We start from the raw sequence: 26,162 nt of genomic DNA on the forward strand, positions 1-26,162 counted from the left end.
GGGGCACTTTGCTCAGAAATAAAACTTCGCAAAGTCTCCACTTAGGATGTGGCTTTAGCAGGCTCACAAAGTGTCGTAATTACTTCAGGAATCACCTGATTCAAGTTCCCAGCCCCCAAAAACAGTGCCAAATCTCCTGGGCGTAGTGTTTGTAGCAAGTACTCACATACTGAGGGTAAAGTTGGTTGATAAACTACTTGCGAATGCTGTTTAGCAATTTCCGCCGTTAGATGTTCACCACTAATTTGCCCTAAATTGGGTTCACCTGCGCTGTAAATATCAGTCAGTACAACCAAATCAGCATGGGTAAAGGACTCGGCAAATTCTTCTAAAAAGGTCAGTGTCCGGCTATAGCGATGGGGTTGGAAGATAGCAACTACTCTTTGCCCTGGTCTTGCCTGTAAACGTGCTGCGGCGAGAGTAGCCCGAATCTCGCTAGGGTGATGAGCATAATCATCGATGAAGGTAATGCCATTGACTTCACCTCGGAACTCAAAGCGGCGTCTTGCTCCTTCAAAGGTGGCGATACCTTTAGCAATTGCTCCAAATTCTAAGCCCAAAGCGCGACCAACAGCCACCGCTGCTAAGGCATTACTGAGATTGTGCCGACTGAGCAACCGCAACTTCAACACGCCCAAAGCTTTGCCTCTTTCCCAAACTAAAGCTGTGGTGCCATCAGCACGATAATCAATATTAGTGACGGTGTAATCAGCGTCGGTATCTGAATGTAAGCTGTAGGTAATAGTAGGTTGTAAGCGATCGCGCACTGTAGCACAGTCAATGCTACCTATTAACGTTTTACAACCCTTGGCAAATGTCTGGAAGATGTCAATAACTTCTTCTAATGTATCGTAATGGTCAGGATGATCGAGTTCAATATTGGTGATGATGCCAATCTCTGGAGCGTGTTTTACCAAGGAACCATCAGATTCATCTGCTTCGGCTACCAAATATTGGCTTTGTCCCAATCGAGCATTGCCTTCCCAAGCATTGACTTCGCCACCCACTAAAATCGTTGGGTCTAGACCAGCTTCCAGAAGCATATAGCCAATCATGCTACTGGTTGTAGTTTTGCCGTGTGTTCCTGCCACTGCAATACTATGGTAATCGGCAATTAATGCGGCTAACACATCTGAACGATGTAAAACTGGACAGCCTAATTCTAGCGCTGCTTTGTATTCTAAATTATTAGTGTTTATTGCTGTTGAACAAATGACTTGAGGCAGTTTTGACTTAGTATCAGCAGGTAATTGTTCTTGTGAATTTAATACTACTGTATTCGCCAATACCTGAGGGCGAAAGAATTCGAGATTGCTTGCCTCTTGTTTACCAAAAATATGAGCACCGATAGATTCCAACTTGTGCGTAATATGGTTTGGACGAAGATCCGAACCTGATACTGGAAATTGGCGCTTTGCGAGAACGTATGCCAGAGCAGACATACCTATACCACCGATGCCAATGAAATGAAATGGTCTACCACTAAAATCTACAGAATTAGTCATTTATTACTCCTCTTACACCACACCACACCATAATCACAAATGACACGCGTATCATAACAGGAATTTGATTTTTACCGTAACTGCTCCTATATCATGTTTATATTTGATGCCCGAATGACTTTTCCACTCTGGTTTTCTTTGTTCAGAATGATTTTACCTTGGTTGGAGGTTTTTGCTATTTCTGAACTGTTGTTAAGATTATTCTGAAAATTTTGAACGCATCGGGAAAGAAATTCTTGTAATGTCAAATACATATTTTTGGCTATCTTACTGGAATTGGCTACATAATACATTGTTTAGTGAAACTGATTTGAAATTGCATCAAGTCTAGGCGTGAATTGAGTACAATAGTACATTGGTAATGAAACTATTTTTCAATTGCATAAAACCCAGGCATAACTGGATGCAGCAACTCGCAATTTTTGGTGGCACATTTGATCCAATTCATTGGGGACACCTGCTCGTAGCCGAGACAGCTTTGCATCAAGTATCCCTTGAAAAGGTAATTTGGGTGCCATCCCTAAATCCTCCTCACAAAGAAGCAGCTTTGTTTGAGCATCGTGTGCAAATGCTGCAATTAGCTACAAAAGATAACCCAGGGTTTACTGTCTCATTAGTGGAGACAAATCGCTCTGGGACCTCCTATGCCATTAACACCCTGATTGACTTATCTGCTTGTTACCCAAATACTCACTGGTACTGGATTGTGGGCTTGGATACTTTCCAAACCTTACCCCGTTGGTACCGTGGACACGAACTAGCACAAATGTGTGATTGGTTAATCGCACCCCGACTGCTAGGTGGTGAGACTATAACTCAAAGCAAATTAATCTGCAAGCAAGTGGAGCAGCAACTCAGGGAGCAGTTACATACCATTCACTGGCAACTCTTGAATATACCTTTAGTAGGAGTTTCGTCAAGTCTAATTCGCAAATTTTGCCGCGAACGCCAGTCAATTCGTTATTTAGTACCGGAACCGGTCAGATCATATATCACTAACAACAATCTCTACTCGAACAAATCTGAATAAATTATGTGTTTTTTTATTGATCTAACACTTTATGGTTAAAAGTGCCCCCCCCCTTTGCGATATGATTGGGGTCAACGATATCAACATATAAGCATAAATACAGAGGGCAAGACACTGTGATTAGAGTTGCAATCAACGGTTTCGGGCGGATTGGACGTAACTTTGCGCGTTGCTGGGTGGGTAGAGAGAATAGTCAAATCGATCTTGTCGCTATTAATGACACTTCAGACCCTAGAACCAATGCTCACCTGCTCAAGTATGACTCAATGCTAGGGAAGATTAAAGGTGCTGAGATTAGTGCCGATGATAACTCTATCATCGTTAACGGTAAGACCATTAAGTGCGTATCCGATCGCAACCCAGAAAACTTGCCCTGGAAAGATTGGGGAATTGACCTAATTATCGAAGCAACCGGGGTATTTACTAGCAAAGAAGGAGCGCTCAAGCACGTAAATGCTGGAGCCAAGAAAGTCCTGATTACCGCTCCTGGTAAAAACGAGGATGGTACTTTTGTGGTTGGTGTGAATCATCATGACTATGACCACAACAAACACCACATTATCAGTAACGCTAGCTGTACTACCAACTGCTTGGCACCAATCGCCAAGGTGTTGAACGATAAGTTCGGCATCATTAAAGGTACGATGACCACCACCCACAGCTATACAGGTGATCAACGCTTGCTAGACGCTTCTCACCGGGATTTGCGACGGGCGAGGGCAGCAGCGATAAACATTGTACCCACCTCTACTGGTGCAGCAAAAGCAGTGGCACTGGTTATCCCAGACCTCAAAGGCAAACTTAATGGCGTTGCCTTACGCGTACCGACCCCGAACGTCTCAATGGTAGATTTCGTAGTTCAGGTTGAGAAGCGTACTATTACTGAAGAAGTTAACCAAGCTCTCAAGGATGCTGCCGAAGGCCCACTTAAAGGCATTTTGGATTATAGCGAACTAGAATTGGTATCTTCCGATTATCAAGGTAGCGATGCTTCTTCGATTGTCGATTCCAGCTTGACTTTGGTTATGGGCAATGACTTAGTAAAAGTTATGGCGTGGTATGACAACGAGTGGGGTTACAGCCAACGAGTCTTGGATTTGGCAGAATTAGTAGCCGAGAAGTGGCAATAATTTGTCATTTGTCATTGGTCATTTGTCATTAGTCATTGGAAGAATGACAAAAGACAAAGGACTATTGACCAAAATGTTGAAATCCCTGACTAAGATTCAGAACTTGGTCAGGGAATTTTTTTTGTTCGTCGTGCAATAGTACTCTTGATCCGGCTGTAATCTTACCTACGATCGCAGCACCTTCTCCAAGATGTTGCACTAAGGCTGATGCTAATTCTTGTGGTAAGCACAGCACTAATTCAAAGTCTTCGCCACCGTATAGAGCATATTTTAGCGCTTGCTCTGGTGGCAACCAATGGTTAAAAGTTTTTGGTACGGAAATTTGTCTGCGTTCTAAGACAGCGCCAACGCCACTGGCGCGGCAGATTTGAATAATCGCATCTGCCAAACCATCGCTGCTATCCATACCAGCAATGGAGAGTTGGGAGTTAGGAGTTAAGATTTTCCAGAGGATTGGTAAGACATCTAATCGTGGCTGTGGGCGTTGGTGTGCGCGGATTAGAGCCGTCTTTTCTTCGTTATTGAGGTTTTGTCCTAATTCGGGATGCAAGAGGAGTTCTAAGCCAGCGTGGGAGGCTCCATGAACGCCTGTAACGACGATCGCATTTCCAATAACGGCAGCAGAACGGCGGATAATTTGACTAGGGTTAACTTGACCAAAAGCAGTAATTGCCAGAGTAGTTACAGGCGATCGCACGACATCACCCCCGACAATTGGAGTATTGTATTTTTGTAGGCATTCTGTCATTCCCTGGTACAAGCGTTCTACCCAACTAACCCTAAGTTCACTGGGTAGTCCTAACCCGACAGTGATTCCTAATGGAGAAGCACCCATTGCTGCTAAATCTGATAAATTGGCAGCAGCAGCTCGCCAACCAGCATCTTCTGGGGAAGTGGTGAGGTTACTAAAATGCACACCATCAACCAGCACATCTGTAGTCACTACCAAAGATTGCCCTGGTGCAGTCTCAAGAACTGCTGCATCATCGCCGATAATTTCTGGAGGACAAAAGCGCTGTAATCTTTCTAAAAGACCTTGTTCGCCAATGTCTTTTACTTGTTGAGAAGATAACTCACTGTTCACAATCGGTTTTCCGTGTTGCAAAATTACGAAGAAAACTGATGATTTACTTTACTGTTTAAGATAAGGGTATCGTCTAGGAGTCAGTTGGAATGGTAACAACACCAGTAACCAGCATCACATTTGAAGAGTACTTAACCTATGATGATGGTAGCGATTTCCATTATGAACTGGTGGATGGGAAGCTAGAACTAATGAATCCACCTACTATTGAACATTTCCTGATTGTCGATTTTTTGGATACTGCCTTGAAAGCAGAAATCAAACGTTGTAACTCTACTTGGCTTTGTTTTCGGGAAAGCGGGGTGAGAACAGGTAGAAATAAATCTAGGTTGACTGATTTGTGTGTAGTGACACTGGAGCAAGCTAGAGAATTGTTGAATGCTTCAGCAGTATTTGAGTCACCACCGTTACTAATTGTCGAGGTAGTCAGTCCAGAGTCGGTGAAACGGGACTATCGTTATAAACGCTCAGAATATGCGGCGTTAGAGGTTCCTGAATATTGGATTGTAGACCCACTGGCAATAAAAGTTTCAGTGTTACTACTGGAAGATGGATTGTACGAAGAAACAGTTTTTACTGCTAACCAGGAAATTGTATCACGAACTTTTCCAGAATTAAGGATTGTAGTTGATCAAATATTCACCGCCGGGAATCTGAATCAGGGGAGACGCGATTAATCGCGTCTGTACAAGAATTATTCTTCTCCTGCCCCTGTGTCTTCTTATGCAGCTTGCGGCTCAACCAGATTTTCTATTCCCTTAACCACGGTTGCCGATTCAATTTTGTCACCAGCCTTCAGTTTATCCAAAACTTCTCTGCCTTCGGTGAGATAGCCAAAAACGGCATAACGACCATCTAATAGGTTGCGTCCGGCGGGAGTGAGTTCTGGTTCAAACAGAAAGAAGAAAAATTGTGATGAACCACCATTTACTTCACTTTCGGGACGAGCCATTACCACTGCACCAAAGGCAGAAAAAGGCAGAACTGGCATATCAACGTAACGACCAGCTTCTTCTAGAGTAATGCCATAAGTAGGTTCTTTATCGCCCTCAACTAAGACTTCTAAGGGGATGGCGCGATATTTGCCCGTTTTTGGGTCAATGAAACCTACATCTTTTCCAGCAGGATCTCCAGTTTGGAGAAAGTAAGATTCTTCAGAACGGGTAAATTCTAAGCCATTATAAAAACCCCTATTTACCAAATCTACAAAATTACCAGCAGTGACAGGAGCGCTGTAACCATCTACTACGACAGTTAAATCGCCTTTGTTGGTTTTGAATTCTACAGTGGCACGCCCTTTAAGTTGTGGTAGGTTGCTGTACTCAGCAGGCACTTCAAAGGGGAATTGTTTCACCATTGATTCTTCTAGCTGAGTCACGAGATTCAAAAGTTTGCTTCTCTCTTGCAGTATTTGTTCTTTATCTTTGCTGTTCGCCAATTCTTGCAACTTACCCACCCCAGATTTCAACTCGGTAATCCAAGCTTCGGCTTGGGGTTGGCGTTCTTCGGGAACGCTTGTTAAGATTTGGGAAGGTTTATCGAGAATGCGGGATGCTTGGCTGATGTCTTTGGAAATAGCACCCCAACGTCGATTCGCCCGCAGTTGGGCAGAGATGTCCTCTAAACTGGCTTGTAGTTGCCGCACAGGTTTGTTATCTATCGGGAGTGCATACCGCAACAAAGCCTTACCGTCGGTAATTGCATTGCCCGATGGCAGTGCGGCGCTACTGGAGGGAGTCCACCCCGCTGTAGTTATGCCTAAAAATATTGTCACCAGCAGTATTGCTATTAGGCTGTTCTTCAGCCAGGATTTTAATAAGTTAAGCATGGGATAACTCAAATGCAGCATTAAATTGTTGACTGGACGTAACCCATAAATAATCTTCCCACGTTAAGGGCGGAGGATAAATGACAAATACTTCGACTTCGCTCAGTACAAGTGACTAATGACAAATGACAACTAACTAATGACAAATGCCCAATGACGACCCTAGAAGGGTACAATAAATCCCGATTGTCTTCCAAAATTTGAAAGTTTCATGATCTCCAGTAACGACTTTCGACCCGGTGTTTCAATTGTATTGGATGGGTCTGTATGGCGAGTGCTTGAATTCCTACACGTCAAGCCAGGTAAAGGTTCTGCCTTTGTACGAACTAAGCTAAAAAATGTCCAGAGTGGGAGCGTTATGGAAAAAACGTTCCGCGCAGGGGAAACAGTGCCGCAAGCCACTCTAGAAAAAAGCACGATGCAGCATACCTATAAAGAGGGCGATGAGTTCGTCTTTATGGATATGGAAACCTACGAAGAAGGCAGATTGACCCGCGAACAAATTGGCGATCGCGTCAAGTACCTTAAGGAAGGTATGGAAGCTGAAGTTATTAAATGGGGTGAGCAGGTTCTAGGAGTAGAATTGCCTAAGTCTGTGGTTCTGGAAATTGTACAAACAGATCCAGGTTTAAAAGGTGACACTGCCACAGGTGGCTCAAAACCAGCAACTCTGGAAACTGGTGCAATTGTGATGGTTCCTTTGTTTATTTCTCAAGGAGAACGCATCAAAGTTGACACTCAGGAAGATAAATATATCAGCAGGGAATAACTTTCATCTCTACGGAGATGCAAGTCCCGATTGAAATCCCTATATAGGGATTAAATCCCTGCCACACTTAAGATGCTCATTTACGGATAGGTCGAGGTAATAAAAACTGTGCCATTGGACTTTAATGAAATTCGCCAATTACTGGCAACTATCGCACAAACAGATATTGCAGAAGTCACGCTCAAAAGCGATGATTTTGAACTAACAGTCCGTAAGGCTGTGAGCCTCAGCAATCAGATGTTGTCGGTAGGTCAAGGGACTTTAGGCAGTGTGGTAGGTTCGGGCTTGACATCGGGTTCATCTGGGGGGAACCAGTTGAACGCCAGTCAGGTAACGGAGGTGTCCACATCTCGCGTGTTTGAAAATACTGGTACTAGCACACAATTGCAGTTGTCAGTAAATCCTCCCTCAACGATTGACCAGAGATTAGTAGAAGTGCCTTCCCCAATGGTGGGAACGTTTTATCGCGCTCCCGCACCTGGGGAAGCAGCATTTGTGGAAGTGGGCGATCGCGTCCGCAAAGGTCAAACAGTCTGTATCATTGAGGCCATGAAGCTGATGAATGAAATTGAAGCCGAAGTCTCTGGACAGGTGATGGAAATTCTTCTCCAAAATGGTGACCCTGTAGAATATGGTCAACCTTTGATGCGAATTAACCCTGATTAAGTATTAATGTATATATCAAGTGAGTAATTGTTAAAACTTTCAGTCTTTGCGGGTTAATCCTGATGAAACAAACGTTGCCTTTACCACCAGAAGTGGTGCAACAAGTAGCTGAATACTTCAGTCTGTTAAGTGAGCCAATGCGCCTGCGGCTGCTCCACTTATTACGGGATGAAGAAAAATGCGTGCAAGAGTTGGTAGAGGCAACACAGACTTCTCAGGCAAATGTGTCAAAACACCTGAAGGTAATGTGGCAAGCAGGTATCCTTAGCCGCCGCAGTGAAGGAACTTGCGCCTATTACCGGGTGGAAGATCAAATGATTTTTGAGTTGTGTAACCGGGTTTGCGATCGCCTCGCCACAAGGTTAGAGGAGCAAGCCCGTAATTTTCGTGTGTTAAATAGCAAACGTTAGGTCTTTTGTCATTTGTCCTTTGTCATTTGTCAGTTGTCATTTGTGAAAAACCAATGACTAATGACTAATGACCAATGACCAATGACCAATGACTAAAGCGGATAATTTTTCTGAAAGCTTTCACGAGTTAGTGGTTGTTGTAACTCTACACCCTCACCGCCTAAAACATCTAACGGTTTGCCATTTACGTCAATGTATACCTTGGCTTTGGGATTTAAACTTGTCGCAGTGTAAACAACTTGTCCCACGCGACCCATCATTGAGGTGCTACCACCACCGCTGGTAAAATCTTCAGATAAATTAACGTGAACTTCATCATTTTCTGTCTTCAACCCCAACAGCTTGGTTCCTTTGGGGATGGTTGTTGAATCTGTTCCTTCTGTTGGGCCTGCTAACAAACTTTGAAAAGCTGATTCTAAAGGCTGATTTGGTCTTATAGAAGCTACTTTCACAGGTTGGGGAACCAAAGCAATATTTTTGTCATTTGATCTGAGCCAATAAACATTAGGGGTTTGCTCGTTAGCTGGCTGCCTAGTTGATGGCTGTGCTGGTTGAGCGATTCGCCCAGAGGGGTTTGACGGTGTAGGAGTATTGCTGGATTGTGAAGTAAACCAAGCCACACCGCCACCTACCGCTACAACCGCCGCTGAGACGGCTGCAATTACGCCTGAAGAAATACGATTAGATCCTTGTTGGTCTTTCATGTTCAAAACCTTCCTGACTAGGGCTGATATGGTAGTTATGTGAGGAGCAGCCTGGTTAAAGACGATACTTACGAGTAGAGAGTTTCCCGCAACTTGGAAGAGATTTTATGCCTTTTAACTCCGCAAGTCTATAATTCAATTCTAGAATTTTTACTTCTAGTCCGTCACCTGCCAAATTATGTAAATTTTGGGGAGTGGGGAGATGAGGGGGATGAGGGAGACAGGGGAGACAAAGGGGAAAAGGGAGAATTTACTCCCCTCTCTTCCTTGTCTCTTCTCCATGCCTCATACCCTATGCCCTGTGTCCTATTGCTTCCGTAATCCACTGTTGGAGCGTTGTTGTAACTTCTTCAATGATTATTTCTTGAGATTTGCGGGTGGCTCTTTCCACAACTTCGACTTTGCCATTAGCGATCGCCCGCCCGGTTACAATCCTGTAAGGGATGCCAATTAAGTCAGCATCTTTAAATTTCACTCCAGCCCGTTCATCGCGGTCATCAAGTAGGGTTTCAATTCCTGCTTGATTGAGTTCTGTGTAAAGTTTTTGGGCGATTTCGATTTGTTGAGCATCCTTAATGTTGGGAATTGTGATGATCGCGTGATAAGGTGCGATCGCAACTGGCCAAATAATCCCATCTTTATCGTAAGATTGCTCTACGGCAGCTTGGGCTAGTCGTGATACACCTACACCAAAACAACCCATAAATAGGGGCTTCTCTTCACCCTGTTCATTGGTATAAGTTGCACCCATCGCTTGGGAATATTTAGTACCTAATTGGAAGATGTGACCTGCTTCAATTCCACGGGCGCTTTGTAAGGTTTGTTCTGGATTATGGATGGCGCGATCGCCTGGTCTTGCCTTTCGTATATCTACTACACCGCTTGGTAGTGGAAATTGCTCACCCCAATTAGCGCCAACTACGTGATAGCCAGCTTCATTCGCCCCTGTAACAAAGTTTTTTAAATCAACGGCTGTTTGATCCACCAAGCGCAAAAACTTGGGATGGATCTGTTTATTGGCGGCAATATACTCGTCTGCGATGTCTGGCGCAATGTAGCCTAAAGGTAGAGATTTAGCTGTCCATGCTTGCTGGGCTTCTACATTTGGTACATTCAAACTAATAATAGTTTTAGCACCATATTCAGAAGCTAATTTAGTCAATTCATTTTGCAATTTGACTTCATTAACTTCTTGATCGCCTCGGATGCTCACCAGAACTAACACCGTTATACCATTATCATAAACGGTTTGATAAAGGACGTTTTTCACCAATTGAGTGGGAGAACAGTTGAGGAGTTGACACACCTTTTCAATCGTTTCTGTTCCAGGTGTATCGCGTTTCTCGTAGGTTGTAAACCGTGAGGTTTCGGCGTCAATTGGTAAAGAAACAGCCTTTTCTACGTTAGCGGCGTATTTACCATCCTCAGTGTAGAGAACTTCGTCTTCGCCAGCTTCCGCCAAAATCATAAATTCTGTGGAACCAGAACCGCCAATTGCACCAGAATCAGCTTCCACTGCCCGAAAAGCTAAACCAGAACGTCGCAGGATATTGCTGTAGGCTTTATACATATCCTGGTAAGTTTCTTTGAGACTGGCTTCATCGGTATGGAAAGAGTAGCCATCCTTCATGATAAATTCCCGTCCGCGCATCAAACCAAAGCGGGGACGAATTTCATCGCGGAATTTGGTTTGAATTTGGTAGAGATGTAGTGGTAGTTGGCGATACGAGCGAATCATATCACGAGCGATCGCTGTGATTACTTCTTCATGAGTTGGGCCTAATCCTAATTGTTGCTCACGACGGTCAATTAGGGAAAACATGATCCCCTCGGCTTTGGTGTAAGTGTCCCAGCGTCCCGATTCCTTCCATAAATCAGCCGGTTGCAATTGTGGCAAAAGACATTCTTGTGCGCCTGTCGCGTTCATTTCTTCCCGCACAATCTGGGAAACTTTTTGCAGTACCCGCCACATCAGAGGGAGATAAGCATAAATCCCACTACCGATGCGACGAATGTAACCTGCACGGAGTAATAATTTATGACTGGGAATCTCAGCATCAGCTGGATCATCCCGGAGTGTAACGAATAACATTTGTGACAGTCGCATCGTTTATAGCCTTTCCAGAATCACTAATTTCTATGTCAACTAAAGTATGAAGTATTAAGGATGAAGTACAAAGTACACAGTGTTATTTCTTTTTCATTTTTACTTATAGCCTTCCGCCTTTTTTGATCGCAACTTTAGGAGAAAACTACCTTGGCAGACGTAATTTATCAAGCACAGGCACCCTTAGAATTTATTCCTCCGGCGTTTAACCCCTTATTTCTACGATTCGTCCATCTGTTGCTACCCAGTTGGATAAACTGGCAAACATCGATTACCCAAATTGAAGCAGACAACGTAGAGGTTCTGGTGGATCTCTATCGCCAGTTTCAGGAGGGTAAGATCCGTTTTATGCTGGCATTTCGCCATCCGAAAACAGACGATCCGTTTTGTTTAGCTTACTTGCTATCTCAACTTGTACCAAAGGTAGCGCGATCGCAAGGTACAACACTACAACATCCCATTCACGCTCATTTTATCTACGATCGCGGCATTCCTCTATGGGCAGGTTCCCACGTTGGCTGGATTGCTTCTCATTTGGGTGGGACTCCGATTCAGCGAGGTAAGGCTGACTGGACGGGGTTACGTTCGGCGCGTGACTTGTTCGCCAATGGGAAATTTCCGATGGCGGCTGCGCCAGAGGGTGCAACCAATGGTTTATCGGAGAATATTAGCCCTTTGGAACCCGGTATCGCCCAATTAGGCTTTTGGTGTGCTGAAGATTTGCACAAAGCTGAACGCCCCGAACAGGTTCTAATTGTACCAGTTGGGATTAAATATAGTTACGTTGATGCTCCTTGGGGTGCGATCGCAAATCTTTTAAGTGAATTGGAAGCAGCTAGTGGTTTACCTGTGAATCCACCAGAAAATGCTTCTATAGAGTCGCTTTATCCCCGGTTATTAACCTTGGCAGAACATTTACTTTCACTGATGGAAAAATTTTACACGCGATTTTATCATCTAAAGCTGGCAGATGCCAAAACAGCAGTAGGAGGAATTGAAGATAGAAATGAAGCATTAGCAGTTCGTTTACAAGCTTTGTTAAATGCTGCACTACAAATATCAGAACAGTATTTTAATTTGCAGTCCAAAGGTAGTTTAAGTGACCGTTGCCGGAGGGTAGAACAAGCAGGTTGGAATTATATATTTAGAGAAGAATTTAAGGATGTCAAAGGAGTATCTGCTGTTGAAAGAGCTTTAGGCGATCGCGTTGCCGAAGAAGCGAATGCGCGGATGTGGCACATGCGTTTAGTAGAAAGTTTTGTGGCAGTTTCTGGTAATTATATTCGGGAAAATCCAACAGTAGAAAGGTTTGCTGAGACAACTTTAATTTTATGGCAAATGATTGCTAAAATCAAAGGCGATAAGGGTTTACAACGTCCGCAATTGGGTAAGCAAAAAGTAAAAATTACTGTGGGTGAACCGATATCTATTTCTGAGCGTTACCCAGCGTATAAGGAAAATCGTTTAGGTGCTAGACAAGCTGTTGCTGATGTGACGAACGATTTGCAACACGCGTTAGAAGGATTGATTTGACTATTATGGTAAAATAAAACTACTGATGACTAGAAACTAAGGAAGATAAGTAAAAGGCTAATAACTGACAAATAACTCCAGCTATTTCATGCTTGAAATAGTTAATTAAATAGTGATAATCATGCAACAAATTACTATCGATGCAGCATCACAACACTTACACGAATTAATCGATGTAGCAATCAATGGCGAAGAAATTATTATCACCAAAGATGAGCAACCAGTAATTAAGCTGACTTCGGTGATTTCTGAGAAAAAACGCTCTCCTTTATTTGGTAGCGCCAAAGGTTTGATTACTATAACAGATGACTTTGATGAGCCATTAGAAGAGTTTCACTATTAGCGGAAATTAATTAAAAGTTTTGCAGTTGCAGAGGTTAATTATGGAAACTACAACTAAAAGACAAGAGTTGTTAAAAGCAATCAATCAAAGACTAGAACAAGCTTATGAAGATACTTTAGAAGATATTCTAGAACTGTTAGATATTAGAAAAGCAGAGGATCAAGAAGATATTAAAGCATTTGAGGAAGCTGAAAATGAACCTACTATTACTTGGGAACAGTACAAACAAGAATTAGAATCGTGACTTATCAAATAGAAATTTCTAACAGGGCTGCGAAACAATTAAAAAAATTATCTGCTGATATTAGAGATAGAGTTAACGAGAAAATTTTAGAACTAGCTGAGAATCCCCGTCCTAGCGGCGTTGTCAAGCTAGAAGATAGCGGCAATAAATATCGTATTCGTGTTGGCAATTATAGGATTTTGTACGAGATTCAAGATGATATACTGATAGTTAAAGTTGTCAGAGTAGGGCATCGAAGAGATGTTTATCGAGATGAGTAGATTGTCAAGTGAATACTAAGCCGTCAATCTGTTTTTGCAGCAATTTTAAAATAACATTCCAGAAAATATCTTAGATAAATATAGCGAAAATTCAGAAAAACAGGGCAGATTAACTGATTCATTTGGCAAATAAATTAACTTGCGACGATAACCAAATTTACCTTGCAAAGTTTGGTAAGGTTCGCTGTAGCACTCCAGATAATTATCTACTAAATTAAATATCCAATAATCAGAAATACCTGCTTCTGCATAAATAGGTAGCTTTTCATCTTGGTCATATTTTAAGGATGAATCGGCAATCTCAATTAAGAGTAAAATATCAGATGGGCTAGGATGATTTGCTAGATAGTCATCATCTCTATTTTTTGCAATTACTCTATCTGGTTCAGGCTCACTGTTGTCAGACAAAGTAATTGGTTGTTGTCCTCGCAGGGTTGCGCGATCGCCTACTAGTTTATATAATTCTCGTTCTAGGCGTGTTTCACAAACAGAGTGCGGTGTACCTTTTGCTGCCATCTGGATTATTTCACCTTTAATTAGCTCAACTCGGTCATTCTCCTCAAAGAAGCCGAGTTCAGCTAGACGGTGATATTCATCTATAGTAAAGCGTTTAGCAGTGGTAAGGCTCATAACAACTAAAGAAATGCAGAGTTATTTTTATCTTAATAAAAAATTAGCCTACCGATGACCGACAAGGTTACACACAGTTGCAGCAGAGGTTAATGACTAGCTTTCAAGGAGCAAAAGACCTGCCACAAGTTTACACAAATTGTTTTCCACAGTCCTTACAAAGATAGCACTGCTTCCCTCGGCGATACCCATTTTTAGATAATCGCTGTGATTGACAATGTAAGCATTTCATTACTTTCATTACATTTCCCAACAGATTATCTCCAACATGGGGTTCTAAATATAAAACGAGCAAATCTTCAATAGCTTGGGTCAGTTGTTGCCGATGTTGTTGATCTGGGTTGCGAAGTGCCGATAACATGACAGCATTGCTGCTGTGAACACAAACTTCTGCCAGCAAGCTGCACTGGGCTTCACTTAATTTTGAGTTTCGCTGTTTCAAGATATTTGCCGTAAAGTTAATTGCTTCTTGGGTCATGCTTTCATCAATGGACTGGAAAATTTCTCGTGCCATGAAAAACTGCACAAATACCACCCGTGAAACTGGCTGCTCAAATATTTGTGCTACAGAGTTAACAAGAGCATGAATCATTTGACGCAGTGGTAACTGGACAATTTCTGGTGTGTTCACCTGCGCCCACATCTGCTTTACCCGCTCAACATGGCGTAACTCCATCGCTTGAAAAATAGCGGCTTTATCAGGAAAAAACTGATACAAAGAACCGATTGCTGTTCCTGCTTTTGCTGCAATTAAATGGGTAGTTGCAGCTTCATAACCCACTTGATCAAACACTGCTGCTGCCGCATCCAAGATTTTTTCAACTCGTTGTTTTCCTCGTTGTTGTTTGGGTTGACGACGTAAACTGCTTGACGAATGTGAATCTTCTGTCATATCTTAAAAAGACGACGGATTTTTCACAATTTTATAACTAGCGGAGAAGATCATGGAATCTATGCTTCCTGGTGCGCCCTGGCTGTTGCTTCACAAGTCGATGTTGGCAGTTAACCAACCTCGAAAAATTTCCTTGTATGGTTATGACTATGTGATGTGGAAAGATTCTACCGAAGCTATATATGCTTTGCCCAATGCCTGTCCACACATGGGAGCAATGTTGTCAGAAGGCTGGTGCGAAACAGAAACTGATGGTAAGAGTGCTGTGGTCTGCCCGTTTCATGCCTTGAAATTTGATGGTTCAGGCTGCACTGTTTTACCTGGAACGAACAAGAAAACATTGCCACAACTCAAATCATTAGAGCTAATAATTCAAGGGGATTTTATTTGGTCTTATGGTGGATATGATCCGAAAATACCTATTCCCACAGTCCTAAATGAGATTGCTAAAACATACTACTTTATTGGACATACAGCAGATAGAACTATAGATACTCCAATGCTGACGATGCTGCTGAATATGCACGACTACAATCATCAAAACGGTACTCACCGAGAATTGTTTCGGATTACCGATATAGAATTTCATCAATTTATTGATAACGGTCATAATTCCCATGCTTTTTATGATTTGCCCACAGCACCTTACAGCTTGCTAGAAAAACTCAAAAAACCTGATTTACTATTACTGCCCAAGAATATTCAAGCACATCTAGAAAATCACTTTCCATCTCTGATAATTTTTCATGGAGAAATGCCATTAGGTAAAGCCGCACAGTGCCATATATTTGTGCCAGAAGGTGCTAATCGTACACGGACTTATATTTTATTATTTGGTCAAGCCAAGCATCCTATATTTAAGATATTTGGTAGCCAATATCTCAAGTTTGGGGAGGTAGTAGTAAATCAAGATGCAGATATATTAGGAAAAATTTATCCAAATATGCCTCAAAAAATTAAACTCAATAATGAAGTAGGCATGGATTGGGTGCGACGTAATTTTGAGAACTTTCCAAATATTGTAGAACCTAATTTTTCCAAGCAGACGAGGGATAAAATTTCAGCATCATAGTCATTCCTTGAAATGCTGGCTCTAATTTAAACGATTTGATAATTTTCATAGTATTAGGTTTTGACAAGGGATACCAATAAAAAATAAGGGTAAGATTTTACCCCTACAAAGTCATGTATTATTTTAAGAAAAGCTAGAAAAGCTTATTACTCTGAAGTTAAGTGACTTTCTAGCAAAGATGCGATCGCATCAGGATGAATATTCTTGTATTTCTTTTTACCAAGCTGCAAAACACAGTTGGGAGCGCTGCCACAACATTTTTGGCAACTTGTATGTTCAATGGTAACTTTGTCTAACAAACCGCGATCGCACAAAGTTTTTTCTAATTCTGATAATAACCCTTTACCACCACGTTTCAGGCAACCACCTTTTTGACATACCATAATCCTCGCTTTGGGTTGAGGTGGTAAATCTTGTTTTGGACACGCATCAATTGGTGTCACCCGATAGGCTTTAATTTTAATTTTACTTGTGCGTGAGTCTACCTTACTATGACCACAAATGCGAATTTGTTGACCGGGAACTAAGGATGAACTTAGTAACCGCCGCAACTCTTTAGGCAGTTTAATTTCCACATCTCCAGATGGAACTGCTAATTGCAAGTATTTATATTTTCCTGGTTCACCACCAACAAAACCTAGTAACTGTCCCTCAAGGTTCAATTCTGATAACGTCAAATACTTGTTACCCATGATTGATAAAAATTTAGGAGTGGGGAGTTAAAAGTGAAGAGTTAGGAGTGAGGAGTTAAAAATGAGGAGTTAAAAATGAGGAGTTAGGAGTTAATAATTCATAACTCTTAACTCATAACTCTTAACTTCCAACTCATAACTCTTAACTCCTAACTGTTTTTAAGCTAGGCGTTTAGCTTCTACTGTTTGAGGTAAATTTGCTGTGTCTGGTAAATCACGAAATTCCAATTCCCAACCATTTGCTAGGGTGAGAATCTTGCCATCACTTCCATCGGTTTGTTTGACGACTTCTTCTTCCAGGTCTTTTTTAGCAACGTAAACTACTAAAGTGCCGGCATCATTCATCCGTAGCATTACTTTCATGAGATTCCTCAACCGATTCTAGTTCTTTTTTCTTGCAGCCGACGACAAACCCTGTTTCTAAGAAATGCACAGCATATATATAGGAAGTCTGCAAATATGTGCCTATACTCGCTATGTAACCGATATCTCCCTTGTTTACCAAAACTTGGCCGACTTCCTTACCGGGAAAGGTACCATCGTTTTTTAGCAGTTTACGAACTCTGACTTTTTCACCAATTTCAAAAGCGGGTGGCAAGTTTAGTTCTAATTCATCGCGTTGCATGAGAGTACCTCTGTTCTCTGACCAAATTCAACAATTCTTCTGTCGTCAAACTGCGTTTTTTCTGTACCGATTGATGGCGTACTGCGTCTAAAACAGATTGGGTTTCTTGAGAGTTCAAGAAAATTCCATGCTGTTCTAGCAAGTTAGCAACCAAATGCCGTCCAGAATGTTTACCTACTACTAAACGCCGTTCCCAACCCACTTCTTCGGGTGCAAATGGTTCGTAGGTAATGGGATTTTGCAATACGCCGTGAGCATGGATGCCAGATTCGTGAGCAAAAGTATTTTCGCCAACGATCGCTTTCCAGGGTGGTACATCGGCTCCTGATGCGGCTGCAACTAGTTGAGACAGTTCCAGCAAACTGGGAGTGTCAATGCCCAAATCAACGCCGTAGATGCGTTTGATTGCCATGACAACTTCTTCTAATGCTGCATTTCCTGCCCGTTCACCCAATCCGTTGACTGTGGTATTCACTGATGATGCTCCGGCTTTGATACCCGCAAGGGCGTTGGCAGTTGCCAGACCAAAATCATTATGCGTGTGGATTTCTAAGGGAATCGTCAACGCTGAAACCAGCCTTTGGACTTTGGTGTAGGTGGTGAAGGGGTCAAGAACTCCTACGGTATCGCAGAAACGGAAGCGGGATGCACCCCATTCTTGGGCATAAAGTGCTACATCTAAGAGGAAGTTTTCATCAGCCCTGGAAGAATCTTCTCCGCCAACTGCTACCCAAAGACCTTGATCGAGGGCGAAGTGGATTGAGTCTTTGAGTTTTTGCAAACTTACTCGCCACTGACCATGAAATTTAGTGGCAATTTGGATACCAGAGACGGGAATGGCAATATGCACCCGATTCAAACCACAGGCGATGGAAGCCTTGATATCTGAGATGACAGCGCGGTTCCAGCCCAAGAGTTTTGCTTGTAAACCCAAGTCAGAAATTGCAGCGATCGCACGGGTTTCTTCGTCGCCCATTGCCGGTATACCCACTTCTAATTCCGGGATACCAATGGCATCTAGAAATTTAGCGATCGCTACTTTTTCTTCTAGGGTAAAAGCAACACCTGCTGCTTGTTCACCATCACGTAGTGTAGTGTCATTAATGATGATTTGATTCATTGCAAATATCCCTCTCTTGGAAGTATTCTTAATATCCTTTCTCTCTACAATCCCTAGTGATGGTAAATGCTAAAAATATCACAATTCATAATGTAGGATACATGATCCTTAATTATTGCCCCATTATTAGCATCACATCTGTATGACAGGGAACTAAATCAATGTATAATTTACTAATCGTTTTTACCGATGTCAGTTGAAATATCTTCGAGTAGCAATGAGCTAATATAACTATTAGCAAATCCGGAACAAAGTAATACACAAAATCCAGCAATTAAGGATGTAATCATCTTCCTAACCTCATCTTTTCTAGTGCATTTGGGTGTAATTTAGGCAGATAATGCTACTTAAAGCTAAGGGGTACAAACTAGCTAACTGTGGTCTGCTAGCCAATCAAATATCTTTCCTAGCTGCTCCAAATCAACGAAACCATACTGCCAGAGGAGCATCGGTAGTGGGCCATTTTCTAATTCACGGTGTCGCAGAGCTACAGCAATATCAGCATTTGAAAGTTCAAGTTCATTGTGCAAAAAATTGAGTAGTTTTATATCTCTGTTCCGAGTCGCCATAATTGAACTTTCAATTTCTTAATTTGGGAAAATAATTAAAAATCAGAATTTCTAATTTTTCACTGTTGCTATATGTCAGGGTAATTTCAGATTTAGTAGACTACATAAAATCTAAATCCCATCTAATCCATCTCAGTCTGCAACAAATTCTGCTAGCGGACAGTAGCTTCAAACTCTAAACCTATTTGAGCTTTGTGCATCTATGGACAAAAAGGATAAAGTCCAGTACTTGCGTCATGAATTCAAGATTAATTGTCTCTGAGTTAGGTCTTTTTGAAATAATCATGACTCATCACTGTAACGCCAGCAACGCTCTAGCCATTCTAATAATTCGTGACGAGAAGCAAGAAGTTGCATAACTGTACTGCGAATTAGAATTACTTCCAGCAAATTGTTCACTTGCACCCGTAAAGAACCATCAGGGGGACAAGAGCAATTAATTTTTAACTCTTGCAAACGGTGATAGATTCGCCAGCGATCGCTCAAAGGAATCTGCAAAACGTGATTTGTCATTTGTCATTTGTCCTTTGTCAGTTGTCATTTGTCCTTTGTCATTTGCAAATGACCAATGACTAATGACTCTTGACTTTTAAAGTTTGCAGTTGTTTTTCAAGTTCTTCGATGCGTGAGAGCAAAGAACGAATCACGGTTGCTTCCACATCGGGTAGCTTTCCATGTTCTAAGGGAGAAAGGCTGACGCCGCTTTCGTTGCGAGAGATAATTCGACCGGGAATTCCCACAACTGTGGAGTCGCTGGGGACATTCTGCAAGACAACCGAACCAGCGCCAATACGGACGCGATCGCCAATTTGCAGATTACCTAAAACTTTCGCACCCGCTCCAATCACTGCATTTTTGCCGACTGTGGGATGACGCTTACCAGTTTCTTTACCAGTTCCGCCAAGGGTGACGCCCTGATAAATCAGTGTATAGTCGCCCACGATCGCAGTTTCGCCAATGACAACACCCATTCCGTGGTCGATAAACACGCCGTGTCCAATCTCTGCACCTGGGTGAATTTCAATACCGGTCAAAAATCGCCCCAAGTGAGAAATTAAGCGGGGGATAAAACCGACTCCTCGACCATGTAACCAGTGAGCAAGACGATGCAAACATAGCGCGTGCAATCCAGGGTAGCAAAACACCACTTCTAGCCAATTCCGTGCTGCTGGATCGCGCTCAAAAATAATGCGAAAATCACTCAATAATGGCTCAAAAAAAATGCCAGAGAGGAGATTTTTCAGCATGGATGTATGGGCAGAATCCTGCGTTTTGGTACTTTGGGGATTGCTAATACTGTCTAAAGACTGTTGCATCGGTAATGTCTATCTGGTAGAAAAGTCATCTGCTATTTTTATGCTTATATCAGGTGACATCCAACTCGATACAAAACTCAATGCTGATTGGATTTATTGGATTGATTAAGGTTGTACTCAAACGCTAAAACCCCGACTCAAGATAAACTTAAAATTTCTCTTGGGGTAGGGGCACTAGTGTTTCATGATGGGGGTACTAGTATTTTTGGGGCAGGGTTTAAGAATTTCTGTTCACGCTACAAGAAACTTTACCCGTAAGCTTTTGCTAAGATTTTATCAAGATATTTTGCAATATATTAAGCTGTACTCAGATGCACTCAAATAAGAGTTAGATGAGACTACAAATCAATATTCTGTATCTCCTATTACTATTAGTATCTTATTATTTGAATAGGCGAAAGATAGGTTTCTTTATTTTCTTTTAGGATTTGCTGTCTGTATGTATGTATACGTTTCAAAATATAGTTATCGCTCATAGTGAATATCTTATTATATAGATGTGTTGAAGGAAAGCATTTCAATGAGTGCAAATATAGGAATCCGATTTGATTACTGAATCACTCAAGTAAAACAACAGGGTTTTTCCTTGTGCAGCAAATTATAGAATGGACAAATGTACCTATCAAATTTGCGAAGTGTGCCAAATCCTTTCTGAGGACAATCCGAAACTGAGGACTAAGAACTAACTTTGGCTACTTTTAGTATTTCTTCAATTGTTCTAAATAAACAGCAACCTACATCATAATGCTGTTACATCTTTGTTAAGAATAGTTACAGCTTCTTAACACAAGGGCATATTTCTTATGGCAGTTGGAATTAATAAGAATGCACCACATCAAGTTGTAATCGTTGGTGGCGGTTTTGGTGGACTGTATGCAGCAAAGGGTCTGAATGCAGCGAATGTAAATGTTACTCTCATTGATAAACGCAACTTTCACCTATTTCAGCCGCTTTTATATCAAGTTGCCACAGGTACGCTATCACCTTCTGATATCTCTGCACCATTGCGGTCTGTATTCAGCAAAAGCAAGAATACAAAGGTGTTGTTGGGAGAAGTAAGTGAAATTGATCCAAAAGCGCAACAAGTTATTTTGGGTGATGAAGTAGTACCTTATGATACTTTAATTGTTGCCACAGGTGCTAACCATTCCTATTTTGGTAAGGATCATTGGGAAGAAGTTGCCCCTGGTTTGAAAACTGTGGAAGATGCGATAGAAATGCGTCGCCGGATATTTGGCGCATTTGAAGCAGCAGAAAAAGAAACTGATCCTGAAAAACGCCGTGCTTTCTTGAATTTTGTGATTGTGGGGGGTGGCCCGACTGGTGTAGAATTAGCGGGTGCGATCGCAGAATTGGCATACAAAACTCTCAAAGAAGATTTCCGCAGCATCGACACCTCAGAAACGAAAATTTTCCTATTACAAGGGGGTCCTCGCATCCTCCCACACATGGTGCCAGAGTTATCGGCATCAGCAGCAGTATCTTTGCAAACGTTGGGTGTAGAACTCCACACTCACACCAGGGTGACAAATATTGAAGGTGATATTGTTACTTTCAAGCAAGACAATCAATTTACAGAAATTGCCTCAAAAACTATCTTGTGGGCAGCAGGTGTTCAAGGTTCCCCAATGGGGAAAGTCTTAGCAGAAACTACAGGTGTAGAGCGCGATTTCTCTGGGCGTGTCATTGTAGAACCTGACTTGTCTATCGAAGGTTATGACAACATTTTCGTAATTGGAGATTTAGCCAACTTCTCCCATCAAGATGCTAAACCTTTACCTGGTGTTGCACCCGTAGCTAAACAACAAGGAGAGTATGTAGGTAAACTAATTCGACGACGGCTTCAAGGTAAGACTTTGCCACAATTTCATTACAACGATGTGGGTAGTTTGGCGATGATTGGGCAAAATTTAGCTGTTGTAGATTTAAGCTTAATCAAACTCACAGGTTTCATTGCTTGGGCATTTTGGCTATTAGTTCACATCTACTTCTTAATCGAGTTTGACACTAAATTACTAGTAGTATTTCAGTGGGCATGGAATTATATCACTCGTAATCGTCGCTCTAGATTGATTACAGGCCGAGAAGCTTTTGTAGAACCAAAAACTGTTAACGATAGTGTGCAAGAGCCTTCTGTGACACCTCTGTAACTTCAGGTATCACAGCTTAGTTAACGTTGGTACAAGGGTCTATTGGAGTGATGAGTTGCCGGGTGCTGGCAAATATTGGACGAAGATTAGCTGTTCCAGGAAAAGAATATGGGGATGAAATACCGCCCTAAGCAGTTTTGGCAATTTGGCATATCATGACTTCGAGTTGCAGTTTTAATGGAGATATCAACACAAAGGGACAGTGAAGAAGTTGTACGAGGGATAAGGTAAAACTTTCCGCTTCTAGAGTCCCAGCTACGCCAGTTGTCAAATGAGTGCTGTAGAATAGCTCTACATAATTGATACAGCGCTTAACAGAGTTCATTTCCCGCTCTGCAACTGGCTAGAAATCAACAAAACCAAATATAGCCGAGATAGTAAAACCCTTGTCATTGGTAGTCTTGACAGTTTCTACCAGAAGTAGGTCGTCATTCTAGGAGTAACTTGACCTACGCTAAAATTAAGACGGTTTAAGCAAGGTATGGGTAGGCAATTGAGCAATGGCAACAGAAACAATTACTCTGCAAATTCCAGAAATACTCTATCAGCGTTTAGTTAACACTGCCCACGCGCAACATCGCCCCATTGAAGAGGTAATAGTTCATGCTTTGCAAGTAGGTAGTCCTCCAGAATGGGATGATGTACCAGAGGAATTCCAAGCTGACCTCGCGGCTTTAGATAAACTAGATGATAATAGTTTGTGGCAAATTGTCCGCAGTCGCAAAACAGCAGAGCAAATGGAACGATACAACTTTCTGCTGGAATGTAACTCTAGTGGTAACATTACAGATGCAGAACAATTGGAACTCATAAAACTGCGTCACGAAGCAGATAGTTTTATGCTTTGTAAAGCCCAAGCTGCTGTGTTACTCCGTTGGCGAGGACATTATATGCCAACTGCTTAAACTATTGTGTCTAAATACATTCCTGAAAGCTTAAAAACTAAAATATCTGCTAGCGATAAAGGACGTTGCTGTTATTGCTTAACTACTGAAGCTAATAGCGGCATTCCTATGAGTTATGACCATATTCAACCCCGTTCTAAAGGTGGGGAAACTACGTTTGACAATCTATGTTTAGCTTGTCGTTCTTGCAATGAATTTAAAGCTGATTCAACCGAAGCTATAGACCCTTTAACTGGGGAAATAACACCTCTATTTCATCCACGTACACAGAGATGGTCAGACCATTTTAATTGGAGTTCTGATGGGACAAGAGTTGAAGGTTTAACTACTATTGGCAGGGCTACAATTGTTTGCTTGCGAATGAATAATCCAGTTATAGTTGTTGCTCGACGACGTTGGACAATTAGTGGTTGGCATCCTCCTAATGATTGATTTCAAAAGTTATATGATAGAAAGAAGTCACTAATTAGGTTTAATTTACAGCAGATTGCAAGTTGGTGAGGTAGCAATAGTTGCTAAGTATAGAATTCCCATTGGTGGGTGCGATCGCACATCATAACCTATTTATTTACTGGATATAAACAATACTCGCATATATGGGCGGCGCGATCGCTAACTAAACGCCGCAATTCTGCATTAATATATGAACGAGACACTTTGAATACTTACTCCGCGCTGATGTCCTGAGTAGCTCTTGCTTTTGCTAGTAGCATAATATGCTCTAGCGTGAGGAAATGATCTAACTCTCGCCGGCCACTTCCTGTAAGACCTTCAATTTTTGCGCGGTAAACGAGATCCTCTAAACGGTCTTTGGCTGCATCCGAGAAGTTTGAAATCGATAACGCTTTGGGGAGTGGTTCCAGCAGCAATAAACTCTACAATTTCGTCGTAGACTTTGGCTGTATTTATAGATGTGTTCATAAGCTACCTGTTTAATTCATAAATTTTATGCAACTTCCAAAGACTTTCCTAGCGTCTTAGGCTCTGGTAAAGGTTCACCATCAGCCAAAGATGATTCAATCAGCATTTCTAAAACTTCTTGAGCATTTTTAAGAGCTTCTTCGTAAGTCTCTCCGTGAGTGCAAGGCTGCATTATATCCGTAAACTCAGGTAGCGAAACCACATAAGATTGATCTTCTTCTAACCATTGAATCACGATTGTATATTTATTCATAAGCTTCTCGTCGATGAGCAATAGTAGTTACCATGACTTGATTTGTTCCATCATCAACTTGATAGATTACTCGATAGTCACCAATACGATAGCGATAATAACCTGCAAAGTCACCTTTGAGAGGTTTAACATTAGGATGAAACCGAGGATTTTGTTCTAGTTGCTCAAAGCATCTAGCAACCTTTTTGGCTAAAGCTTGGTCTGCTGTAGCAAAAATCTCCTCGGCTTTGGCAGATAACACAACGTTATACATCAGACCGAATTGTTCTCCAGCTTTTTACCCGACCTTCAGCAATATCTTTTTTACCTTCTTCAAATGATTCAATAAATCCAGGGATATCAAGTAACTCTTGGGTAGCGTCTTCACTCTCCTTATCTGCTAGATATGCTAAAAAATCAGCAACCAGTTGTAAGCGTTCTGAAGATAATACATCTAAATATTGGTTGATTTGCTGACGAACTTCTGTGTTACTCATATTTTTGCAACTCTTCTACTTCTCTAATTGTGCCAACTTCTTCTGTGCAAATTCCCGCACTTGCTCATCTGGATCATTTTGTGCGCGATCGCGCAACAGTGGTAAAGTCTGGGGATGCTGAGGAAATTGCTTGATAATTATCTCCAGTGCAATGTACCGAGGATTGAGTTTAAGCCGGGGATTATGGCTACCTTTAAAGGCATTATCGACAGCGCAATGATAGTAGATTTTAAGCAACTCAGGTTGATATTTAAAGTGTTTAGCTAATTCTCGGACTGCTACACCTCGCACATCTTCGTGAGCATCCTGAGTAGCGCGTTCTTTGAGCCAGGTTTTGGTGTCGGGGTCATCTTTAAAGTGATTTGCTAATTCTCGGACTGCTGCACCTCGCACATTTTCATGATCATCCTGGGTAGCACGTTCTTTGAGCCAGGTTTTGGTGTCGGGGTCATCTTTAAAGTGTTTAGCTAATTCTCGGACTGCTGCACCTCGCACATTTTCATGATCATCCTGGGTAGCGCGTTCTTTGAGCCAGATTTTGGTGTCGGGGTCATCTTTGAAGTTCTCGGCTAATTCTTCAACTGCGGCACTTCGCACATTTTCATGATCATCCTGAGTAGCGTGTTTTTTGAGGAAGGTTTTGGTGTCGAGGTCATCTTTGAAGTTCTCGGCTAATTCGCGGACTGCTGCACCTCGCACATACTGATGATCATCCTGGGTAGCGCATTCTTTGAGCCAGGTTTTGGTGTCGGGGTCATCTTTGAAGTTCCGGGCTAATGCCCGGATTGCTCCACTTCGCACAAATTCGTGATTATCTTGGGTAGTGCGTTCTTTGAGCCAGGTTTTGGTGTCAGGATCATCTTTGAAGTTCTCGGCTAATGCCCGGATTGCTCCACTTCGCACAAATTCGTGATTATCTTGGGTAGTG

General features: G+C 42.0%; 33 protein-coding genes and 1 pseudogene. 14 read left to right on the forward strand and 20 right to left on the reverse strand.

The genetic code is table 11. From position 1 onward, the window contains the following. Window positions 1-41 precede the first annotated feature (41 nt). Entirely contained in the window at window positions 42-1,505 is a 1,464-nt protein-coding gene (murC, locus tag ABF638_RS16730; protein WP_435023965.1) for a UDP-N-acetylmuramate--L-alanine ligase, read from the reverse strand. 403 nt (window positions 1,506-1,908) lie between these two features. Between murC and nadD the strand changes: the two genes are divergently transcribed. Together nadD and ABF638_RS16740 are read left to right on the forward strand one after the other, a co-directional pair. Beyond that, window positions 1,909-2,535 carry a nicotinate (nicotinamide) nucleotide adenylyltransferase gene (nadD, locus tag ABF638_RS16735; protein WP_435023967.1) on the forward strand — a complete coding sequence of 209 codons (627 nt, stop codon included), beginning with the start codon at window positions 1,909-1,911 and terminating at the stop codon, window positions 2,533-2,535. 116 nt (window positions 2,536-2,651) lie between these two features. Further along, the gene (locus ABF638_RS16740; protein ID WP_435023969.1) at window positions 2,652-3,665 is read left to right on the forward strand and encodes a type I glyceraldehyde-3-phosphate dehydrogenase; all 1,014 of its coding nucleotides are present in this window, start codon (window positions 2,652-2,654) and stop codon (window positions 3,663-3,665) included. 61 nt (window positions 3,666-3,726) lie between these two features. On the opposite strand, the gene thiL is transcribed toward ABF638_RS16740, so the two are convergent. Continuing rightward, on the reverse strand, window positions 3,727-4,749 hold the full coding sequence (thiL, locus tag ABF638_RS16745) for a thiamine-phosphate kinase (RefSeq protein WP_435023971.1): 1,023 nt from the start codon (window positions 4,747-4,749) through the stop codon (window positions 3,727-3,729). 89 nt (window positions 4,750-4,838) lie between these two features. Between thiL and ABF638_RS16750 the strand changes: the two genes are divergently transcribed. Further along, window positions 4,839-5,426 (forward strand): Uma2 family endonuclease, encoded by a 588-nt coding sequence (locus ABF638_RS16750; protein WP_435023973.1) that lies wholly within the window; start codon window positions 4,839-4,841, stop codon window positions 5,424-5,426. Between the two features lie 44 nt (window positions 5,427-5,470). Here the strand turns inward: ABF638_RS16750 and ABF638_RS16755 are convergent, their stop codons facing one another. Next, on the reverse strand, window positions 5,471-6,577 hold the full coding sequence (locus ABF638_RS16755) for a peptidylprolyl isomerase (RefSeq protein ID WP_435023974.1): 1,107 nt from the start codon (window positions 6,575-6,577) through the stop codon (window positions 5,471-5,473). 211 nt (window positions 6,578-6,788) lie between these two features. Between ABF638_RS16755 and efp the strand changes: the two genes are divergently transcribed. The 3 genes from efp to ABF638_RS16770 all read left to right on the forward strand — a co-directional run bounded on the left by efp (window position 6,789) and on the right by ABF638_RS16770 (window position 8,422). Continuing rightward, window positions 6,789-7,346, forward strand: coding sequence for an elongation factor P (gene efp, locus ABF638_RS16760; RefSeq protein WP_069070428.1), 558 nt, complete (start codon window positions 6,789-6,791; stop codon window positions 7,344-7,346). 108 nt (window positions 7,347-7,454) lie between these two features. Next, on the forward strand, window positions 7,455-8,012 hold the full coding sequence (gene accB, locus ABF638_RS16765; protein ID WP_181928092.1) for an acetyl-CoA carboxylase biotin carboxyl carrier protein: 558 nt from the start codon (window positions 7,455-7,457) through the stop codon (window positions 8,010-8,012). 62 nt (window positions 8,013-8,074) lie between these two features. Further along, complete coding sequence (locus tag ABF638_RS16770; RefSeq protein WP_069070430.1) at window positions 8,075-8,422, forward strand: ArsR/SmtB family transcription factor; 348 nt, start codon at window positions 8,075-8,077, stop codon at window positions 8,420-8,422. Between the two features lie 92 nt (window positions 8,423-8,514). Here ABF638_RS16770 and ABF638_RS16775 read toward each other — a convergent pair whose 3' ends face one another. Together ABF638_RS16775 and ABF638_RS16780 are read right to left on the reverse strand one after the other, a co-directional pair. After that, entirely contained in the window at window positions 8,515-9,126 is a 612-nt protein-coding gene (locus ABF638_RS16775) for a GerMN domain-containing protein (RefSeq protein WP_435023977.1), read from the reverse strand. Between the two features lie 292 nt (window positions 9,127-9,418). Then, the gene (locus ABF638_RS16780) at window positions 9,419-11,233 is read right to left on the reverse strand and encodes a proline--tRNA ligase (protein ID WP_435023979.1); all 1,815 of its coding nucleotides are present in this window, start codon (window positions 11,231-11,233) and stop codon (window positions 9,419-9,421) included. Between the two features lie 150 nt (window positions 11,234-11,383). Between ABF638_RS16780 and ABF638_RS16785 the strand changes: the two genes are divergently transcribed. The 4 genes from ABF638_RS16785 to ABF638_RS16800 all read left to right on the forward strand — a co-directional run bounded on the left by ABF638_RS16785 (window position 11,384) and on the right by ABF638_RS16800 (window position 13,613). Continuing rightward, on the forward strand, window positions 11,384-12,766 hold the full coding sequence (locus tag ABF638_RS16785) for a 1-acyl-sn-glycerol-3-phosphate acyltransferase (protein WP_435023980.1): 1,383 nt from the start codon (window positions 11,384-11,386) through the stop codon (window positions 12,764-12,766). Between the two features lie 121 nt (window positions 12,767-12,887). Continuing rightward, a complete protein-coding gene (locus tag ABF638_RS16790; RefSeq protein ID WP_435023982.1) occupies window positions 12,888-13,109 on the forward strand; it encodes a type II toxin-antitoxin system Phd/YefM family antitoxin in 222 nt (73 codons plus the stop codon). Window positions 13,110-13,149: 40 nt separating this feature from the next. Then, a complete protein-coding gene (locus ABF638_RS16795) occupies window positions 13,150-13,353 on the forward strand; it encodes a hypothetical protein (RefSeq protein ID WP_323229375.1) in 204 nt (67 codons plus the stop codon). Further along, window positions 13,350-13,613, forward strand: a complete 264-nt coding sequence (locus ABF638_RS16800) for a type II toxin-antitoxin system RelE family toxin (RefSeq protein WP_435023984.1) — start codon at window positions 13,350-13,352, stop codon at window positions 13,611-13,613. Before ABF638_RS16795 ends, ABF638_RS16800 begins: the two co-directional genes overlap by 4 nt. Window positions 13,614-13,658: 45 nt before the next feature. Here the strand turns inward: ABF638_RS16800 and ABF638_RS16805 are convergent, their stop codons facing one another. Next, complete coding sequence (locus ABF638_RS16805) at window positions 13,659-14,243, reverse strand: Uma2 family endonuclease (protein WP_435023985.1); 585 nt, start codon at window positions 14,241-14,243, stop codon at window positions 13,659-13,661. Window positions 14,244-14,373: 130 nt separating this feature from the next. After that, window positions 14,374-15,135, reverse strand: coding sequence for a TetR/AcrR family transcriptional regulator (locus ABF638_RS16810; RefSeq protein ID WP_435023987.1), 762 nt, complete (start codon window positions 15,133-15,135; stop codon window positions 14,374-14,376). 61 nt (window positions 15,136-15,196) lie between these two features. Here ABF638_RS16810 and ABF638_RS16815 point away from each other — a divergent pair, with 61 nt between their 5' ends. After that, the gene (locus tag ABF638_RS16815; protein ID WP_435024008.1) at window positions 15,197-16,207 is read left to right on the forward strand and encodes a Rieske 2Fe-2S domain-containing protein; all 1,011 of its coding nucleotides are present in this window, start codon (window positions 15,197-15,199) and stop codon (window positions 16,205-16,207) included. Window positions 16,208-16,353: 146 nt separating this feature from the next. Here ABF638_RS16815 and ABF638_RS16820 read toward each other — a convergent pair whose 3' ends face one another. The 7 genes from ABF638_RS16820 to cysE all read right to left on the reverse strand — a co-directional run bounded on the left by ABF638_RS16820 (window position 16,354) and on the right by cysE (window position 20,529). After that, a complete protein-coding gene (locus ABF638_RS16820; RefSeq protein ID WP_435023989.1) occupies window positions 16,354-16,899 on the reverse strand; it encodes a (2Fe-2S) ferredoxin domain-containing protein in 546 nt (181 codons plus the stop codon). 159 nt (window positions 16,900-17,058) lie between these two features. After that, the gene (gene nifT, locus ABF638_RS16825; protein ID WP_181928102.1) at window positions 17,059-17,262 is read right to left on the reverse strand and encodes a putative nitrogen fixation protein NifT; all 204 of its coding nucleotides are present in this window, start codon (window positions 17,260-17,262) and stop codon (window positions 17,059-17,061) included. Beyond that, entirely contained in the window at window positions 17,237-17,524 is a 288-nt protein-coding gene (locus ABF638_RS16830; protein ID WP_069070441.1) for a nitrogen fixation protein NifZ, read from the reverse strand. The genes nifT and ABF638_RS16830 overlap by 26 nt, the downstream gene beginning before the upstream one ends. Beyond that, the gene (gene nifV / locus ABF638_RS16835; RefSeq protein ID WP_289794931.1) at window positions 17,511-18,644 is read right to left on the reverse strand and encodes a homocitrate synthase; all 1,134 of its coding nucleotides are present in this window, start codon (window positions 18,642-18,644) and stop codon (window positions 17,511-17,513) included. The genes ABF638_RS16830 and nifV overlap by 14 nt, the downstream gene beginning before the upstream one ends. A gap of 371 nt (window positions 18,645-19,015) precedes the next feature. Next, window positions 19,016-19,213 carry a DUF2949 domain-containing protein gene (locus ABF638_RS16840; RefSeq protein WP_334897333.1) on the reverse strand — a complete coding sequence of 66 codons (198 nt, stop codon included), beginning with the start codon at window positions 19,211-19,213 and terminating at the stop codon, window positions 19,016-19,018. A gap of 282 nt (window positions 19,214-19,495) precedes the next feature. Next, window positions 19,496-19,726 (reverse strand): Asr1405/Asl0597 family protein, encoded by a 231-nt coding sequence (locus tag ABF638_RS16845; protein ID WP_069070444.1) that lies wholly within the window; start codon window positions 19,724-19,726, stop codon window positions 19,496-19,498. A 59-nt stretch (window positions 19,727-19,785) separates the two neighbouring features. Continuing rightward, window positions 19,786-20,529 carry a serine O-acetyltransferase gene (gene cysE / locus ABF638_RS16850; protein WP_435023993.1) on the reverse strand — a complete coding sequence of 248 codons (744 nt, stop codon included), beginning with the start codon at window positions 20,527-20,529 and terminating at the stop codon, window positions 19,786-19,788. A gap of 803 nt (window positions 20,530-21,332) precedes the next feature. Here cysE and ABF638_RS16855 point away from each other — a divergent pair. Continuing rightward, window positions 21,333-22,679, forward strand: a complete 1,347-nt coding sequence (locus ABF638_RS16855; protein WP_435023995.1) for an NAD(P)/FAD-dependent oxidoreductase — start codon at window positions 21,333-21,335, stop codon at window positions 22,677-22,679. Window positions 22,680-22,806: 127 nt separating this feature from the next. Here ABF638_RS16855 and ABF638_RS16860 read toward each other — a convergent pair whose 3' ends face one another. After that, the gene (locus ABF638_RS16860; protein ID WP_435023997.1) at window positions 22,807-23,004 is read right to left on the reverse strand and encodes a hypothetical protein; all 198 of its coding nucleotides are present in this window, start codon (window positions 23,002-23,004) and stop codon (window positions 22,807-22,809) included. 175 nt (window positions 23,005-23,179) lie between these two features. On the opposite strand from ABF638_RS16860, the gene ABF638_RS16865 reads away from it, so the two are divergent. Further along, window positions 23,180-23,584: a hypothetical protein gene (locus tag ABF638_RS16865; protein ID WP_435023999.1), complete on the forward strand. Its 405-nt coding sequence runs from the start codon at window positions 23,180-23,182 to the stop codon at window positions 23,582-23,584. A gap of 6 nt (window positions 23,585-23,590) precedes the next feature. Next, on the forward strand, window positions 23,591-24,016 hold the full coding sequence (locus tag ABF638_RS16870) for an HNH endonuclease (protein WP_104898434.1): 426 nt from the start codon (window positions 23,591-23,593) through the stop codon (window positions 24,014-24,016). Between the two features lie 233 nt (window positions 24,017-24,249). On the opposite strand, the pseudogene ABF638_RS16875 reads toward ABF638_RS16870, so the two are convergent. From ABF638_RS16875 to ABF638_RS16895, 5 genes and pseudogenes are all read right to left on the reverse strand, one after another. Next, window positions 24,250-24,505: pseudogene (locus ABF638_RS16875) on the reverse strand (hypothetical protein). A gap of 25 nt (window positions 24,506-24,530) precedes the next feature. Next, complete coding sequence (locus ABF638_RS16880; RefSeq protein ID WP_435024001.1) at window positions 24,531-24,758, reverse strand: type II toxin-antitoxin system HicB family antitoxin; 228 nt, start codon at window positions 24,756-24,758, stop codon at window positions 24,531-24,533. Further along, entirely contained in the window at window positions 24,751-25,011 is a 261-nt protein-coding gene (locus ABF638_RS16885; protein WP_335042217.1) for a type II toxin-antitoxin system RelE family toxin, read from the reverse strand. Before ABF638_RS16885 ends, ABF638_RS16880 begins: the two co-directional genes overlap by 8 nt. Further along, complete coding sequence (locus tag ABF638_RS16890; protein ID WP_193950334.1) at window positions 25,004-25,234, reverse strand: hypothetical protein; 231 nt, start codon at window positions 25,232-25,234, stop codon at window positions 25,004-25,006. Before ABF638_RS16890 ends, ABF638_RS16885 begins: the two co-directional genes overlap by 8 nt. A gap of 15 nt (window positions 25,235-25,249) precedes the next feature. Continuing rightward, window positions 25,250-26,162: HEAT repeat domain-containing protein (locus tag ABF638_RS16895; protein ID WP_435024004.1), on the reverse strand; the 913-nt coding region annotated here is incomplete at its 5' end.

It is taken from the genome of Nostoc sp. CALU 1950, assembly GCF_051172895.1.
Taxonomy (GTDB): Bacteria; Cyanobacteriota; Cyanobacteriia; order Cyanobacteriales; family Nostocaceae; genus Nostoc; species Nostoc edaphicum_A.

What these genes read in the sequence shown, in the direction of transcription:
- murC (WP_435023965.1), bottom strand. Translation starts at nt 1,505, where the DNA reads ATGACTAATTCTGTAGATTTTAGTGGTAGACCATTTCATTTCATTGGC.
- nadD (WP_435023967.1), top strand. Translation starts at nt 1,909, where the DNA reads ATGCAGCAACTCGCAATTTTTGGTGGCACATTTGATCCAATTCATTGG.
- ABF638_RS16750 (WP_435023973.1), top strand. Translation starts at nt 4,839, where the DNA reads ATGGTAACAACACCAGTAACCAGCATCACATTTGAAGAGTACTTAACC.
- ABF638_RS16755 (WP_435023974.1), bottom strand. Translation starts at nt 6,577, where the DNA reads ATGCTTAACTTATTAAAATCCTGGCTGAAGAACAGCCTAATAGCAATA.
- efp (WP_069070428.1), top strand. Translation starts at nt 6,789, where the DNA reads ATGATCTCCAGTAACGACTTTCGACCCGGTGTTTCAATTGTATTGGAT.
- ABF638_RS16770 (WP_069070430.1), top strand. Translation starts at nt 8,075, where the DNA reads ATGAAACAAACGTTGCCTTTACCACCAGAAGTGGTGCAACAAGTAGCT.
- ABF638_RS16775 (WP_435023977.1), bottom strand. Translation starts at nt 9,126, where the DNA reads ATGAAAGACCAACAAGGATCTAATCGTATTTCTTCAGGCGTAATTGCA.
- ABF638_RS16780 (WP_435023979.1), bottom strand. Translation starts at nt 11,233, where the DNA reads ATGCGACTGTCACAAATGTTATTCGTTACACTCCGGGATGATCCAGCT.
- ABF638_RS16790 (WP_435023982.1), top strand. Translation starts at nt 12,888, where the DNA reads ATGCAACAAATTACTATCGATGCAGCATCACAACACTTACACGAATTA.
- ABF638_RS16795 (WP_323229375.1), top strand. Translation starts at nt 13,150, where the DNA reads ATGGAAACTACAACTAAAAGACAAGAGTTGTTAAAAGCAATCAATCAA.
- ABF638_RS16805 (WP_435023985.1), bottom strand. Translation starts at nt 14,243, where the DNA reads ATGAGCCTTACCACTGCTAAACGCTTTACTATAGATGAATATCACCGT.
- ABF638_RS16810 (WP_435023987.1), bottom strand. Translation starts at nt 15,135, where the DNA reads ATGACAGAAGATTCACATTCGTCAAGCAGTTTACGTCGTCAACCCAAA.
- ABF638_RS16815 (WP_435024008.1), top strand. Translation starts at nt 15,197, where the DNA reads ATGCTTCCTGGTGCGCCCTGGCTGTTGCTTCACAAGTCGATGTTGGCA.
- ABF638_RS16820 (WP_435023989.1), bottom strand. Translation starts at nt 16,899, where the DNA reads ATGGGTAACAAGTATTTGACGTTATCAGAATTGAACCTTGAGGGACAG.
- nifT (WP_181928102.1), bottom strand. Translation starts at nt 17,262, where the DNA reads ATGAAAGTAATGCTACGGATGAATGATGCCGGCACTTTAGTAGTTTAC.
- ABF638_RS16830 (WP_069070441.1), bottom strand. Translation starts at nt 17,524, where the DNA reads ATGCAACGCGATGAATTAGAACTAAACTTGCCACCCGCTTTTGAAATT.
- nifV (WP_289794931.1), bottom strand. Translation starts at nt 18,644, where the DNA reads ATGAATCAAATCATCATTAATGACACTACACTACGTGATGGTGAACAA.
- ABF638_RS16840 (WP_334897333.1), bottom strand. Translation starts at nt 19,213, where the DNA reads ATGGCGACTCGGAACAGAGATATAAAACTACTCAATTTTTTGCACAAT.
- ABF638_RS16845 (WP_069070444.1), bottom strand. Translation starts at nt 19,726, where the DNA reads ATGACAAATCACGTTTTGCAGATTCCTTTGAGCGATCGCTGGCGAATC.
- cysE (WP_435023993.1), bottom strand. Translation starts at nt 20,529, where the DNA reads ATGCAACAGTCTTTAGACAGTATTAGCAATCCCCAAAGTACCAAAACG.
- ABF638_RS16855 (WP_435023995.1), top strand. Translation starts at nt 21,333, where the DNA reads ATGGCAGTTGGAATTAATAAGAATGCACCACATCAAGTTGTAATCGTT.
- ABF638_RS16860 (WP_435023997.1), bottom strand. Translation starts at nt 23,004, where the DNA reads ATGAACTCTGTTAAGCGCTGTATCAATTATGTAGAGCTATTCTACAGC.
- ABF638_RS16865 (WP_435023999.1), top strand. Translation starts at nt 23,180, where the DNA reads ATGGCAACAGAAACAATTACTCTGCAAATTCCAGAAATACTCTATCAG.
- ABF638_RS16880 (WP_435024001.1), bottom strand. Translation starts at nt 24,758, where the DNA reads ATGAATAAATATACAATCGTGATTCAATGGTTAGAAGAAGATCAATCT.
- ABF638_RS16885 (WP_335042217.1), bottom strand. Translation starts at nt 25,011, where the DNA reads ATGTATAACGTTGTGTTATCTGCCAAAGCCGAGGAGATTTTTGCTACA.
- ABF638_RS16890 (WP_193950334.1), bottom strand. Translation starts at nt 25,234, where the DNA reads ATGAGTAACACAGAAGTTCGTCAGCAAATCAACCAATATTTAGATGTA.